Source organism: Xanthomonas cannabis pv. cannabis (genome assembly GCF_000802365.1).
Lineage (GTDB): Bacteria > Pseudomonadota > Gammaproteobacteria > Xanthomonadales > Xanthomonadaceae > Xanthomonas > Xanthomonas cannabis.
Window position 1 is genome coordinate 1 of sequence record NZ_JSZE01000106.1, and the last position, 13,553, is coordinate 13,553.

12 protein-coding genes and 1 pseudogene are annotated in these 13,553 nt (G+C 66.8%); 4 read left to right on the forward strand and 9 right to left on the reverse strand.

Annotation, left to right across the window (positions count from 1 at the left end):
• Positions 1-282 precede the first annotated feature (282 nt).
• The 3 genes from OZ10_RS16150 to poxB are packed head-to-tail and all read right to left on the reverse strand — an operon-like array spanning position 283 to position 4,815.
• Complete coding sequence (locus OZ10_RS16150) at positions 283-1,629, reverse strand: sigma-54-dependent transcriptional regulator (protein WP_039415121.1); 1,347 nt, start codon at positions 1,627-1,629, stop codon at positions 283-285.
• On the reverse strand, positions 1,614-3,056 hold the full coding sequence (locus OZ10_RS16155) for a sensor histidine kinase (protein ID WP_039565874.1): 1,443 nt from the start codon (positions 3,054-3,056) through the stop codon (positions 1,614-1,616). Before OZ10_RS16155 ends, OZ10_RS16150 begins: the two co-directional genes overlap by 16 nt.
• 49 nt (positions 3,057-3,105) lie before the next feature.
• A complete protein-coding gene (poxB, locus tag OZ10_RS16160) occupies positions 3,106-4,815 on the reverse strand; it encodes a ubiquinone-dependent pyruvate dehydrogenase (protein WP_202903027.1) in 1,710 nt (569 codons plus the stop codon).
• 359 nt (positions 4,816-5,174) lie between these two features.
• On the opposite strand from poxB, the gene OZ10_RS16165 reads away from it, so the two are divergent.
• The gene (locus OZ10_RS16165) at positions 5,175-5,771 is read left to right on the forward strand and encodes an OmpO family porin (protein ID WP_039415115.1); all 597 of its coding nucleotides are present in this window, start codon (positions 5,175-5,177) and stop codon (positions 5,769-5,771) included.
• 258 nt (positions 5,772-6,029) lie between these two features.
• Here the strand turns inward: OZ10_RS16165 and OZ10_RS16170 are convergent, their stop codons facing one another.
• From OZ10_RS16170 to OZ10_RS16200, 6 genes are all read right to left on the reverse strand, one after another.
• Positions 6,030-7,055, reverse strand: coding sequence for an NAD(P)H-dependent glycerol-3-phosphate dehydrogenase (locus tag OZ10_RS16170; RefSeq protein WP_039565875.1), 1,026 nt, complete (start codon positions 7,053-7,055; stop codon positions 6,030-6,032).
• Positions 7,056-7,070: 15 nt separating this feature from the next.
• Positions 7,071-7,583 (reverse strand): protein-export chaperone SecB, encoded by a 513-nt coding sequence (gene secB / locus OZ10_RS16175; protein ID WP_039565876.1) that lies wholly within the window; start codon positions 7,581-7,583, stop codon positions 7,071-7,073.
• A 109-nt stretch (positions 7,584-7,692) separates the two neighbouring features.
• Positions 7,693-8,127 (reverse strand): rhodanese-like domain-containing protein, encoded by a 435-nt coding sequence (locus tag OZ10_RS16180; protein ID WP_005992735.1) that lies wholly within the window; start codon positions 8,125-8,127, stop codon positions 7,693-7,695.
• Positions 8,128-8,203: 76 nt separating this feature from the next.
• Positions 8,204-8,626, reverse strand: coding sequence for a hypothetical protein (locus tag OZ10_RS16185; protein ID WP_039415675.1), 423 nt, complete (start codon positions 8,624-8,626; stop codon positions 8,204-8,206).
• A 30-nt stretch (positions 8,627-8,656) separates the two neighbouring features.
• The gene (locus tag OZ10_RS16190; protein WP_039565878.1) at positions 8,657-9,127 is read right to left on the reverse strand and encodes a YiiD C-terminal domain-containing protein; all 471 of its coding nucleotides are present in this window, start codon (positions 9,125-9,127) and stop codon (positions 8,657-8,659) included.
• A 275-nt stretch (positions 9,128-9,402) separates the two neighbouring features.
• A complete protein-coding gene (locus OZ10_RS16200; RefSeq protein ID WP_039565882.1) occupies positions 9,403-10,212 on the reverse strand; it encodes a glycosyltransferase family 25 protein in 810 nt (269 codons plus the stop codon).
• Positions 10,213-10,409: 197 nt separating this feature from the next.
• Here OZ10_RS16200 and OZ10_RS16205 point away from each other — a divergent pair.
• The 3 genes and pseudogenes from OZ10_RS16205 to OZ10_RS16215 form a co-directional block, all read left to right on the forward strand.
• Positions 10,410-11,204, forward strand: a pseudogene (locus OZ10_RS16205) (uroporphyrinogen-III synthase); the annotation flags it as partial.
• A gap of 103 nt (positions 11,205-11,307) precedes the next feature.
• On the forward strand, positions 11,308-12,285 hold the full coding sequence (locus tag OZ10_RS16210; protein ID WP_039412486.1) for a uroporphyrinogen-III C-methyltransferase: 978 nt from the start codon (positions 11,308-11,310) through the stop codon (positions 12,283-12,285).
• A complete protein-coding gene (locus OZ10_RS16215; RefSeq protein WP_039565885.1) occupies positions 12,282-13,553 on the forward strand; it encodes a heme biosynthesis protein HemY in 1,272 nt (423 codons plus the stop codon). The genes OZ10_RS16210 and OZ10_RS16215 overlap by 4 nt, the downstream gene beginning before the upstream one ends.

The window sequence follows — 13,553 nt, forward strand, 5'->3', positions numbered from 1 at the left end:
GGGGGCGGGCGGCGGTGGCGGGGCGGCAACCTGGGCGGCTGCGGCGCCGATGGTGCAGGCCAGGGCAATTGCAAGAACGGTCTTACGCATCATGGAGATGTCTCCAGCGCGGCGGAAAGGAGCCGCGTGCCGACAAGCAAAAGCAGCAATCATGCCAATCTTTAAATCTTTGTTTTTACAGGATTTGTTCAGTCAGATCGCGCAGTAGAGACGTCTGCATTTCATCCACCCTGTCCGCTTCGGGGACACCTGCCGGCTATCTGCGATCACTGCGCGCATGCGTTACAGGCCGTATTCCTCCAGCTTGCGATAGAGCAGTTGCCGGTGGATTCCGAGCCGCCGCGCGGCCTCGGCACGATTGCCCCGGCTCTGCGCCAGGGCGGACTGGATCATCTGTTTCTCCAGCCGTGCGACGGCCTCCGGCAGGGTTCCGGTCGGCTCCGGCGCAATGGCGGGCGGCGGCTCGCTGACCTCGGCCAGTGCCTCGTCCAGATCGGCCGCGTCGATGCTGGCTCCGCGCACCAGCACCTGGCTGCGTTGCATGACATTGCGCAATTCGCGCACGTTGCCGGGCCAGCTGTGCGCGAGCAGGCGCTCTTGCGCGGCAGGCGACAGGCGCTGCGCGCGCGCTGCGCTGGCGCCCAGGAAGTGTCTGGCCAGCAGCAGGATGTCCTGGCCACGCTCGCGCAACGGCGGCAGTTCGATCGGCACCACGTTGAGCCGGTAACGCAGATCGCTGCGAAAGCGTCCATCGGCCACGCAGGCCGCCAGGTCGCGATGGGTGGCGGCCAGCACGCGCACATCCACGTTCTGCGGGCCGCTGCCACCCAACGGCGTCACCTCGCTTTCCTGCAGAAACCGCAGCAGCTTGGCCTGCATCGGCAGTGGCATGTCGCCAATCTCGTCCAGGAACAGCGTGCCGCCGTCGGCCTCGCGAATCAGCCCCAGACGGTCGCTGCTGGCGCCGGAAAACGCACCCTTGCGATGGCCGAACAACTCGCTCTCCATCAGCTCCAGCGGAATGGCTGCGCAGTTGACCGCAACGAACGGCGCGTTGGCACGTGGGCTGGCGCGATGCAGGGCGCGTGCGGCCAGCTCCTTGCCGGTACCGGTTTCCCCGGTGATCAACACCGACAACTCGGACGCCGCCGCCAGCCCGATGCGCTTGTGCACCGTGCGCATCGCCGGGCTGTGTCCCACCAGCGCGTCGTCGTCCTCGTCTGGCGCGCGTGGCGTTTCCGTTGCTGCAGCCTGCGCGTCGGCGCGACTGAGCAGCGCACGTTGCACCACCTCGACGATGTCGGCGCGGCCCACCGGCTTGACCAGATGATCGAAAGCGCCCAGCGTCATCGCCTCGATGGTATTGCCGCTGGACACATGGGCGGTGAGCATCACCAGCGGCACCTGACGCGCCTGCGCATCGTCCTGGCGCGCACGCAGCACCGCGATGCCGTCCATGCCCGGCATGCGGAAATCCACGAACGCCATGTCGATCCCGCCTTCGCTCAGCCGCGCCAGCCCGTCCGGCCCGTTCTCGGCGCTGACCACCGTGTGCCCGAGCGAGCGCAAGGTGGCCTGCAGGGTCATGCGAAACGCGGCATCGTCGTCGATGATCAGGATGCGCGCCATGGCAGCTCCAGGATGAAATGGGTGAGCCCGTCGGCATGCGCGTAGCGCGCCTGCCCGCCATGCGCGCGCGCGATCTCGCGCACCAGCGCCAGCCCCAGGCCATTGCCGTCGCTACGGCCACTGACGAATGGTTCGAACAACTGCGCGGCGATCGGTTCGGCGATTGCAGCGCCGTGGTTGGAGACTTGCAGCTGCAGCGTCCCTTCCACCGCAGCCGCCTGCAGCGTGATCGCACTGCCTGGATCGGCGTGCTGCGCAGCATTGCGCAGCAGGTTGTGCACGGCGCGCCCCAGCTGCTGCGGATCCAGGGTCCAGCGCAACGGCGCGGCCGGAAGCAGCAGGCGGGGCGGCGGCGTGCCCGGCGGTAATGGGCCGTGTTCCAGCAGCGTCGCCAGCCAGTCCTGCACCACCACCGTCTCCAGGTGCAGGCGGATCGGCTGCACCATGCCGAGCAGGCTCTCGACCACCCCGTCCAGGCGCCGGATCTGCGCCAACATCACCTCCGCATGGGCCGCCGAGTCGGGGGTGGCCTCGCGCTGGGCGATTTCGTTCTCCACCGCCAGCCGCATCGTGGCGATGGGGTTGCGAATCTCATGCGCCACCGTGGCGGTCATCCGGCCCAGCGCGGCCAGGCGTTCGTGCCGCGACAGTTCGTCGGCCAACCTGCGCGTCTGCACCAGCGCCTGCGCCGTGCGTTGCGCATAGTCATTGACCGCCGCGCCCAGCCGATCCAGTTCCGGCGTACCGGTTGGCGGGATCTGCGGCGTCTCGGTGTCGGCGGCCAGCGCCTGCTCGATGCGCTGCAGGCGCTGGCGCCAGCGCCGCACCACCACGCCCAGCGCAATGGCCGACACCGCCACCATCGCGAAGATCAACAGCATGCCGACGACCAGCGGCCGCCACGCGTCGGCCTTGCTGGCCGGCACCCGCGTCATCGTCCATGCCGCACTGTGCGATGCCAACGGACAGGCGCTGATCAACAGGACCTCGCGGCTGCCGTCGCGGCGGTAGTGCACCGGCGTGTCCTCGCTCACGCTCTGCCGCGCGGTGTTGACGATGGTGGTCCATTCCGCAGCAGGAATGTCGGTCTTGTGGTCGCTCCCGTCGTAAGTGGGGTACGCGTAGGCAACGAAGCCCTTGTGCAGGTCCCACACGCCACCTTCCACACCTGGCGCATCGGCCAGCACCAGGTGCACCACCACCGCAGCCAGGCCCACGCCATCGTCGCCGGTACGCGCCGCCTCGCTCGCCCCGACATAGCGCTGCACGATGCGCGCGCATTGCCCGCTCAATTGCTGCCGCGCTTCCTCCAGCCGTACTCCTTCGGTCTGCCGGTACAAGCCGTACAGCATCGTGGCCACGCCCAGACAGGCGGCCACGATCACCACCCAGATCAGCAACAGTTGCCGTAGCAGCGAACGGGGCATGGACGAAGCGGCCTGAAGAGGGCGGCCAGTGTGCGCGAGTGCAACTGAATTAACGCAGGTTGGTCTTGACCAGTTCGATCACCTCATCGCCACGCCCGCTCATCACCGCCTTGAGCAGGTACAGCCCCATGCCCTTGGCCTGTTCGAGCTTGATTGCGGGCGGCACCGCCAGTTCCTGCGTGGCGATGCGCACATCCACCAGCGCCGGACCAGCATGCGCAAAGGCCTGTCGCAATGCACGTTCCAGCTGCGCCGATTCATCGACACGAATGCCTAGGATGCCCATCGCATTGCTCATCGCGGCAAAGTCCGGATTACGCAGCTCGGTGCCGGTATCCAGATACCCAGCCGCCTTCATCTCCATCGCCACAAATCCCAGCGACGCGTTGTTGAACACGACGATCTTCACCGGCAGATTCAACTGCGCTAACGAAATGAAGTCGCCCATCAGCATCGCAAAGCCGCCATCGCCGGACAGTGAGATCACCTGGCGCCCCGGGAATGCCGCCTGTGCGCCCAGCGCCTGCGGCATCGCGTTGGCCATCGAGCCGTGGTTGAAGGAACCCAGCAGGCGCCGCTTGCCGTTCATGCGCAGGTAGCGTGCCGCCCACACCGTCGGCGTGCCGACATCGCAGGTAAACACCGCATCCCGATCGGCAATCTGGCTGATCAGCCGGGTCACGAACTGCGGGTGCAGCGGCTCGCCCGGGTCAGCCGGCACCGCCAGATCGTCCAGGCCTTCGCGCGCCTTGCGGTAGTGCGCTAGCGATTTTTCAAGGAATCCGCGCTCTTCGCGGCGCTGCAGCTGCGGCAGCAACGCGGCGATGGTCTCGCCGACATCCGCCGCAATGCCCAGCTGCAACGGCGTACGCCGCCCGAGCGCGCTCGGGTCGCGGTCCACCTGCACGATGGTGGCGTCCTTCGGATAGAACTGCCGGTACGGAAAGTCCGTGCCCAGCATGAGCAAGGTGTCGCAATTGAGCATTGCGTGGTAGCCGGAACTGAAGCCGATCAAGCCGGTCATGCCCACATCGAACGGGTTGTCCCATTCCACGTATTCCTTGCCGCGCAGCGCGTGCACGATGGGCGCGCCCAGCGTATCGGCCAGTGCCACCACCGCATCGTGCGCACCGGCACAGCCGCTGCCGCACAACAAGGTGACCGCCTTGCTCTGCTGCAGCAACTCGGCCAGCTGTTGCACGTCTTGCGCAGCGGGCAGCACACGTGGCGCACGCAGCGCCGGCCATGCGCTGGACAGGTGTTTGTCCACTTCCAGCAAGGCGATATCGCCGGGAATCACCACCACGGCCACACCCTGCTGCAGGATGGCCGAGCGCATCGCCCGGTGCAGCACCTCCGGCAACTGCGCCGGGTTGGTCACCAGTTCCACGAAGTGGCTGCACTCGCGAAACAGCTCCTGCGGATGGGTTTCCTGAAAATAGTTCAGGCCGATCTCCGAGGACGGAATGTGCGCGGCGATCGCCAGCACCGGCTGGCGGCTGCGGTGACAGTCGAACAAGCCATTGATCAGGTGCAGATTGCCCGGCCCGCAGCTTCCCGCGCACACCGCCAGTTCACCGGTGACCGCCGCTTCGGCGCCTGCGGCAAATGCGGCAACTTCTTCATGGCGCACGTGCATCCACTCGATGGTCTGCATCTCGCGCAGCGCGTCGGTCAGGCCGTTGAGGCTGTCGCCGGTCACACCCCAGATCCGCTCCACCCCCGCGCTCTGCAGTGTCTCGGCCAGAAACCGCGCCAACGTCTTTTTCTTCGCCACGATGTAGCTCCGCACTCATCCAGGAACGTGCAATGCTCCCAGCGGCGATGTCAGTACAATGTGCTGGCATGCGAAAGCAGCGGGAATTGCGGGAATTTTGCATTTCTCCACACGCATCTCACATTTGCGCCGCATAACCTTCATGCCGTCACGCTTTACGCGTGCGCTACGCGCATCGCCTGAGCGCCACAAGAAAGCGCAGCTGAATCTGGCGCGATGATTCATTCACTGGTCAGTCCTGAATTCATGTCGCGTTCCATCGAATAACGGAGAATTTACATCTCGGCAGCGAACGGCATCCGCCTCAGCGCCGGCCCAAACCATAAGTACAGGTATCGATCATGAAGAACTCACTGCTGGCCCTCGGCCTCCTCGCAGCCCTGCCGTTTGCGGCCTCCGCTGCCGAAAATCTCTCCTACAACTTCGTCGAAGGCGACTACGTGCGCACGCCGACCGAAGGTCGCGACGCCGACGGTTGGGGCCTGAAGGCTTCCTACGCCGTTGCTCCGAACTTCCACGTGTTCGGCGACTACAGCAAGCAGAACGCTGACGACAACGACAACGTATTCGAAAGCTCGAACTCCGACTTCCAGCAGTGGGGCGTGGGCGTGGGTTACAACCACGAGATCGCCACCAGCACCGACTTCGTTGCGCGCGTTGCCTACCGCAAGCTGGACCTGGACACCCCGAACATCAGCTTCGACGGCTACAGCGTGGAAGCCGGTCTGCGTAACGCCTTCGGCGAGCACTTCGAAGTCTATGCCCTGGCTGGCTACGAAGACTTCTCCAAGAAGCGCGGCATCGACATCGGTGACAACTTCTATGGCCGCCTCGGCGCCCAGGTGAAGTTGAACCAGAACTGGGGCATCAACGGCGACATCCGTATGGATGGCGACGGCAACAAGGAATGGTCGGTCGGCCCGCGCTTCAGCTGGTAAGCCGCACGTTTGACTGCAGCGCGACTCTCTCCCGCGCTGCATCGGAAGCCCGGTCCCCCCGACCGGGCTTCTTTCTTTTGTGCGATCGGTGAAGCCAGCAGCAGTTGGCGTCAGATGCCGCATTCGGCATGGCGTTCGGGCAACGCACCACGTGCGTATCGTGATCGCAGCGCCATCGGCCCTCGTCGGTTACAGCAAAAAGCCCGGCGGTGCCGGGCTTTTGCATTCTGCGCAGCGCACACGGCCCGCTGGGTCCACTCAGGTAAACAAGGTGTGCGGGTACTCGGGCTTGCGCTCGCGTGCCAGCAGGCCTTTCAAACCGGCCTCCGGCGTGATTTCGCCGTGCAGGACGGCCCGCACCGCATTGGAGATCGGCAGTTCGATGCCATGCTGCTCGGCTTGCCGCATCACCTCGTCGGCGGTTTGCACCGACTCGACCACCTGGCCGATCTCGCGGATCGCATCGGTCAAGCTCTGCCCACGCCCCAACGCCAATCCGAGCCGCCGGTTGCGCGATAGATCGCCGGTGCAGGTGAGCACCAGATCGCCCAGGCCAGCCAAGCCCATCAAGGTCTCCGGACGCGCGCCGATCGCTGCAGCCAACCGCAACATCTCGTTCAAGCCGCGGGTGATCAGGCCGGCACGCGCATTGAGGCCGAGCTGCATGCCATCGGCCACACCGGTCGCCACGGCGAGCACGTTCTTCATTGCGCCGCCAAGCTCGGCGCCCACCATGTCATCGCCGGTATAGGCGCGGAAGGTGGGGCCATGCATGGCATCGGCCACGACCTGTGCAAACGCGGCATCGTCGCCGTGCACGGTGATGGCGGTCGGCAGGCCGAGCGTGACTTCCTTGGCGAAGGACGGCCCGGTCACCACGGCCAGCGGAACGGCCGGGCCGAGCAGATCGCGCGCCACTTCATGCAGAAACCGCCCGGACCCGGGCTCGAAGCCCTTGGTTGCCCACGCCACGCCGGCGTTGGCCGGACGCAGCGGTGCAATCAGCCGGATGGTCTCGGTGAAGGCATGCGAAGGCACCACCACCAGGATCCAGGCGGCATCGGTAATCGCCGCCTGCAGGTCGGTGGTGGCGCGCAGGCTGTCGGGCAGTGGAATGCCCGGCAGGTAACGCGCGTTCTCGTGGGTGCGGTCGATGGTGTCCACCATCGCCGCATCGCGTCCCCACAGCACGGTCGGATGACCGTGCCTGGCGAGCAGCGCAGCCAACGCCGTGCCCCAGGAGCCGGCGCCGATCACGGCGATTTTCCGGGTCGACTCGCTCATTGGCGCAGACAGTGCTTAGGCGTTGCCGGCCGGCTCGGAATCGGCCAGCGAGGTGCCTTCGCCCTGACGCTGACGCAGGGTTTCTGCGTACAGCGCTTCGAAGTTGATCGGCTGCAGGTAGAACGGCGGGAAGCCGCCGGCCTGGATCAGGTCGCTGACCAGGGTGCGCACGTACGGGAACAGGATGTTCGGGCACTGCGTGCCGAGCAGCACGTCGATCGCCTGCGGCTCCAGGCCGACCAGGCCGAACACGCCGGCCTGCTGCACTTCGGCCACGTAGGCGGTCTTGCCACCGGCGGTGCAGGTCAGGGTCACGGCCAGCACGACTTCGAAGGCGTTGTCGTTGAGGCGCTGCACCTTCTGGTTGAGGTTCAGCTGCAGCTCGGGCTGGTTGGCATCATTGAAGACAGCCGGTGCATTCGGCGATTCGAAGGACACGTCCTTGACGTAAATCTTTTCGATGGTGAAGGCGGGGCCAGCAGCGGCGTCGGCCGGCGCAGCGGCGCCGTTGAGGATTTCGTCGGACATTCCTAACTCCAGAAACGGTTCGGTGGATGCAGCGTTGAGTGATGCAGACGTGAAAGTGCAAGTCTCTCATGCCAGCAATGGGGGCTTGCGGGGGACCGCACAAGGCGGGTCAGCGGCCCTTGATCAGTGGCAGCTCGGCCATCTGCCAGGCAGCAATGCCACCTTCGAGCCAGTACACCTTCTCGAAGCCGGCTTTCTTCAGAGTCTTGGCCGCACCTGCAGAGGTGTTGCCGCTGCGGCAGACCACCACCACGGGAGACGCCTTGGCATTGGCCAGCAGCTTGCTGGCCGGGTCGAACTTGGCCAGCGCCACGTTGCGGCTGCCGGCGATATGGCCCTTTTCGAAATCGGCGGTGGGCGACAGGTCGATCACCAGCGCGTCTTCGCTGTTGATCAGGCGCGTCAGCTCGGCCGGCTTGAGTGCGCGGTACCCACGGAACAGGCGTGCGACCTCGGTGACGATCAGGGCGATGGTCAGGCCCACCAGGGCCAGCGACAACATGGGGTTGCGGCCGACAAAGGCCTGCAGCTCTTCGAAATTCACGGGGTCAGGGTCAGTCAAGCGGGCGGGAATTGTCGCACAGCTGGCGCACGCGACGGCCAGCGCGCATAGGGCCGGGCTATTGGCCCTTCCACAGGTCGGGCAGGCCGCTGGCCAGCCACCAGCGTTTGTGCTCGGCGTCCCAGCGCCACAGCTCGATGCTGCGCACCAACCGCTCGGCCTGGGTATTGCGGTTGATCACGCGCAGTTCGACCTCGCGGCGCAGGTCGCCATTGGCGTCTTCGCCCACACGCAGCTCGCGGTAACCGGAAATCTGCACCTGCTCGTAGCGCGAACGTTCCAGGTCGCTGAGCGGATGCGCCTGCGCATAGGTTGGTTCGACAAAACCCTGCGCAGCATCGAAATCGCTCCAGCGCACTGCCGCCGTGTAGGCGGCCTGGGTGGTTTCCAGCGCGCGCGCCTGGGCGCGGCTGCCCGCGCTGGCCACCCCGCTCAGCATCGCCAGCCCCAGCAGGACGAGTGCTCCAATGACTGCACGCATGCGTAATCCCCCTTCCATCGAGCCCGCATCCTACCGTTTTGGAAACGCCACGAAGCGCCCGCTCAACGTGGCCGCTGCCGCGCCGGACCCCAGCGCGATCTGCGCGCGCATGCCGATACGCGCCTTGCCGCGCTGCCGGAAGGTGGACAGAAACGCATCCCAACCGCCCAGCTCGGCCGGCTCGGCGTCGGCCACGAGTTCTTCATAGACCGGCGCGACGTAGCGCAGCTGGCTATCGGCGACATACACGTCGGCTTCGTGCCCGGCCAGTTGCAGTTGCAGCGTCAGCCACCCCCAGCTGGCCAGGGTCATCAGCGAGGCCAGGCTGCCGCCGAACGCGTTGGCCTTGTCGTTGACGTTGGCCTGCAGCGGTGCGCGCAGGCGCAGCGCGCCGTCGTGCAGCCCGTCGACGGCAATGCCCATCGACAGCACCGGCGGCATGGCGATGAACTGCTGCTGCAGCGACTGCAGGGCGGAGACGAGCGTGCACGAAGGAGTCATCGGAAAGGCAGGAAGACGGCGAAGGGCGGCATCATGCCGCAATGTCCGGCAAGCGTCTTGTGCTGTTCGATGACATGCGGTACCGCATGGTGAACGCGTGCAGCATTGCGGTGCGCGTCATGTCCGCCGATGCCGCATCGAACAGGAGCGCTTGCCCGCGCCAATCGCCGGTCGGACACCACTCCTGCACGCGCAGATGCGGCCCGCATGCGCGCTCCGTGCACATGCGCGACGGCTCCGCCATCGGCAATGCGCACGCGTGCTGCAGCGGCGTTTCAAGGTGCGAACCCCACCTTGCGATAGCCCTGCGCCACGCGCAACAGGGCCGTCGCCTTGGCCTTCCAATGCGCGCTGCGTTGCTTCTGCGCCTGGGTCAGCGGTGCGTCGATGGTGCTGGTGAACACGACCTGCTCCGGCGCTGCGTGGAAGAACTTGTCCTGGATGCAGGCCGCCGGCGACAGCTGGTAGGTGGATAGCTGCTGCGCCACCGGCGATTCGTTCCAGCCGAACAGGAAGATGTCGGCCATGGTGTGCCAGCGCGTCTGCGCCGCCAGCAGCAGGCGCGCCGCATCGCGGCTGATGATCAACGCACCGGCGCACACCGGCCAGCAATGCTGGTGAGGCGATGGACGCACCAGGCGCAGCTGGCGCCCGGCGACGTCGGCGACCTTGGCATCGAGCTTGATCCGGTTATAGGACGGCTCCAGCCGCACGATGCTGTTGCCCGGCGGGAGCCAGTCGGTGCTGCGCAACAGCGCCGGCAGCGCATCGGACAGATGCATGTCGTCTTCGAAGATGGCGGTGTAGGCATCGTCGGACTCGGCCGCGATACGCCACGCGGCGTGGTGGCTCAAAAAGCAGCCGATATTGGAGGCGGTCCATCTCCGGGGGCCGGCGCTGTAGGCATCGCCGGATCCCTCGAGCGGGCGCTCGCGCACGAAATCGGCGATCTGCTCCGGGCTCAAGGTGGCGCCATCGACGGCCGGAAGACGCTCGAACGGCAAGCCAAGCGCCTGGAACCGCGCGGACATCGCCTGCAGACGGTCGCCGCTGCGCTGCATGTTGATGAGGTAGGACTTGATCACGCGCCGCTCCAGCTCGATTGTCGTGGCGGATCGTGGCGCGATTGGGCGTATTTGCAAGAGGGGTGGAAATGCGCGTCAAGTCTCGGAGTGATCCGGGCCAGGCTGGGCCCGGGTACGTCCTGGAATGACAGGCCAGGGCGAACGAATCGCCGAGCGCGACATCGCCGTCGCACTGCACCCGCACGGCGGCCAGGCAGCTCTCGCATAATCGCCCCATGACCCGTCCTGCCCCTGCCACCGCTGCCTGGACCCTGATCTCGCTGCGGCCCAGCGGTGAACACGGCCCGCTGCGACGTGCCGCCGCGCGCCATGGCGCCCGCGTCCTTGCCCTGTCGCCGTGGCGCCTGACACCGAATGACACCGACCAGGCACGCACTGCCCTGCACCAGGCGCTGCGGGCACCGATCGTGGTGTTCACCAGCCCGGCCGCAGTCCAGGCAGCACATCGGCTTGCGCCCTTGCAGCGACCGCCGCAGGCACAGTGGGTCAGCGTGGGCGACGGCACCGCGCGCGCCCTGCATGCCTGCGGTATCGACGAGGTGGTGCGCCCGTCCCGCATGGACAGCGAAGGCCTGCTCGCCCTGCCGCTGTTCCAGCCGCCACTGTCATCGGTGGGGCTGGTCACCGCACCGGGCGGGCGCGGCATGCTTGCCCCCGCGCTGGAACAGCGTGGCGCGCGCATCCTGCGCGCCGATGTCTACCAACGCCTCGCGCTGCCCTTGCGCGCCGGGCAGGTAAAGGCACTGGCCGCCGCAATGCCGCGCAGCGTCCTGGCCCTGAGCAGTGCCGAGGCGCTGGCATTGGTGCTGCAGCAACTTCCGCATGCGTTGGTCCAGGCATGGCGGCAACAGCCAGTGGTGGCGTCCAGCGATCGCATGCTCGCGTCAGCGCAGGCCGCCGGTTTCACCCACGTAGCGCGTGCCGAGGGCCCACTGCCGGTGCAGTTGGCCGCTGCGGCAGCTGCAGTCGTGACATCGCCGCGACCTTGCTGAACTGCGAACTCAAGCACAGCTTGCGGGCGTTTGCCGGCGCACGCCATGCTGTGTGGGATGACTGCGGCGCCTGCGCCCGTTGTGACCGCCCGAGGATGTCCGAATGACCGAAGTCCCCGCTTCCCCGCGACGCTTTCCGCTGGCCTGGCTGCTGCTTGCAGTGGCGGTGGTCGCCGTGGGCGTGGCGCTGTTTCTGGGCTGGCGCGCATGGCAGAGCTATCAAACAGCGCAGCTGCAGGCGGCGCAGGCACAGCAGCAGCGCTGGGATGGCACGCAGCAGTTGCTGGAAACGCTGCGACGCGATCAACGTTTGGCCAACGAGCGGCTGCAGGATGCGGCAGCGACCAACCGGGTGCTGCGCGACGAAATGCTGGGCCTGAGCCAGCGTAGCGCCTTGCTCGAAGACACCGTGCAGAAGCTGGCCGACCCTAATCGTCACGGCGCACAGGCATTGCGGCTGGATGAAGTGGAGCTGCTGCTGCGGCTCGGCCAGCAACGGCTCAGCATCGCCGGCGATGCCGATGGCGCACGCCGCGCCTACGCGCTGGCCAATGGCGCGCTCAATGGCATCGACGATCCGGGCTATCTCAATCTGCGCCAGGCCCTGGTGCAGGAGCGCGATGCCCTGGACCGCCTCGGCGCCGGCCCGCAGGCGCAGGCGGGGCAGACGCTGGACCGCATCGCCGCCGATCTGCAGCACCTGCCCGAACAGTCCGCACAGGCCAGCGACGCGGCCAGACCGTGGTGGCAGAAGGTGCTCGCACCGCTGGTGGATATTCGGCCCAACCGCGGCGATGCGCCGCTGACCCACAACGACCGCCATGCCGCCAGCGACGCGCTGCAGATCGAACTCAGCCTGGCCCGTGCGGCCGCAGAACGCGGCGATGCGGACGGCTTTGCACACGCGCTGCGCCGCGTGGACACCTGGACCACCCGGCTGTGGCCGGAGTCGCCGCAACGTGCGCAGGTGCTTGCGCGCCTGCGCACGTTGCAACAAGCGCCACTGCGTCCGCGCCTGCCGGAACTGGGCACCACCCTGCTGCAACTGCAGGCCATGCGTGAAGGGAGATCCACCCAATGAAAGTGTTGCGTACCGTCTTGATCCTGCTGGTGGCCGTGGCACTGGGCGTGCTTGGTGCGCAGTGGCTGTCGCACCAGAACAGTTACGACCTGGGCAATGTCGTGGTCAGCGTCGGTGGCAACGACTACCGCGCCGCGATGCCGCAGGCGGTGTTGATCCTGATCATCGCGCTGCTGGTGCTGTGGCTGTTGTGGACGTTGATCAGTCTGCCGTTCCGGGTGTGGGGCAAGTACCGCCGCAAGAAAGGCCGCGCGCGCCTGATCGAAGGGTTGCGCGCCGCCGACCATGGCCAGTGGCAACGCGCCGAACGTTTGCTGGTCACTGCCAGCGAGGACGAGGAAGTCAGCGGGATTGCGCTGGCAAGCGCAGTGCGTGTGGCCGATGCACGCGGTGATGAGGCCTCCGCCAATGCGCTTGCGCTGCAGTTGGCCGAGCGCGACCCCACCGCGCATGCGCTGTTGCAGGGCGAACGGCATCTGGCGCGGCAACGCCCGGTGGAAGCGATCAATGCACTCGATGCCGCCAATGCGCAGCCGCTGCCGGCGCGCGGGCTGTTGTTGCGCACGCATGCGCTGACCCAGATCGGCCGTGCCGATGAGGCCTACGGCCAACTCGGCGCCCTGCGTCAGCAGGCGGTGCTGGCACCGGAGGCCTATGGCGCGCTGGAAGCCACGCTGGCCGAACAGACCCTGTTGCAGGCCGGCGATGCCAATGCGCTGGCCGAGCGCTGGGAAGCCTTGCCCAAGCCGCTGCGCACCTATCCGGCCGTGGTCGGGGCCTATGCGCAACGGGCAGCGGTGCTGCACTGGGATGACGCCGCCGTGCATAGCCTGGAACAGGCACTGGATGCGCAGTGGGACGAGTCGCTGGTGCGCCTGTACGGCGTGCTGCCGCTGGAAAAATACGATTCGCGCCGGGCCAGTGCACAGCGCTGGCTCACCCAGTACCCGGATAGCCCGGGCTTGCTGTTGACGCTGGCACGCCTGGCAGGCCATCAGCAGCAGTGGTCGCAGGCTGAAGAATTCCTGCACCGTGCCATCGCCAACGGCGCCGGCGCCGATGCGTGGGAGGAGCTCGGGCATGGCTTTGCGGCTGCCGGAGACCTGCTCTCCGCCCAGCATTGCTACGCCAATGCCTTGCGCGCCGCACGTGGCGAGCCGGTACTGGACGGCATGCCGCAGCAATCGCTGCGCGGCCCGATCGTGTCGGTGGGGCCAACGCCTGCGGCCGACCCGTTTGCGCCCCCACCGGACGACCGGATGCTGTAA

Excerpts from the sequence above, each read along its gene's own strand:
- secB (WP_039565876.1), bottom strand. The coding sequence starts at position 7,583 with ATGTCCGACGAAATCCTCAACGGCGCCGCTGCGCCGGCCGACGCCGCT.
- OZ10_RS16155 (WP_039565874.1), bottom strand. The coding sequence starts at position 3,056 with ATGCCCCGTTCGCTGCTACGGCAACTGTTGCTGATCTGGGTGGTGATC.
- OZ10_RS16150 (WP_039415121.1), bottom strand. The coding sequence starts at position 1,629 with ATGGCGCGCATCCTGATCATCGACGACGATGCCGCGTTTCGCATGACC.
- OZ10_RS16185 (WP_039415675.1), bottom strand. The coding sequence starts at position 8,626 with ATGCGTGCAGTCATTGGAGCACTCGTCCTGCTGGGGCTGGCGATGCTG.
- OZ10_RS16215 (WP_039565885.1), top strand. The coding sequence starts at position 12,282 with ATGAAAGTGTTGCGTACCGTCTTGATCCTGCTGGTGGCCGTGGCACTG.
- OZ10_RS16165 (WP_039415115.1), top strand. The coding sequence starts at position 5,175 with ATGAAGAACTCACTGCTGGCCCTCGGCCTCCTCGCAGCCCTGCCGTTT.
- OZ10_RS16170 (WP_039565875.1), bottom strand. The coding sequence starts at position 7,055 with ATGAGCGAGTCGACCCGGAAAATCGCCGTGATCGGCGCCGGCTCCTGG.
- OZ10_RS16210 (WP_039412486.1), top strand. The coding sequence starts at position 11,308 with ATGACCGAAGTCCCCGCTTCCCCGCGACGCTTTCCGCTGGCCTGGCTG.
- OZ10_RS16190 (WP_039565878.1), bottom strand. The coding sequence starts at position 9,127 with ATGACTCCTTCGTGCACGCTCGTCTCCGCCCTGCAGTCGCTGCAGCAG.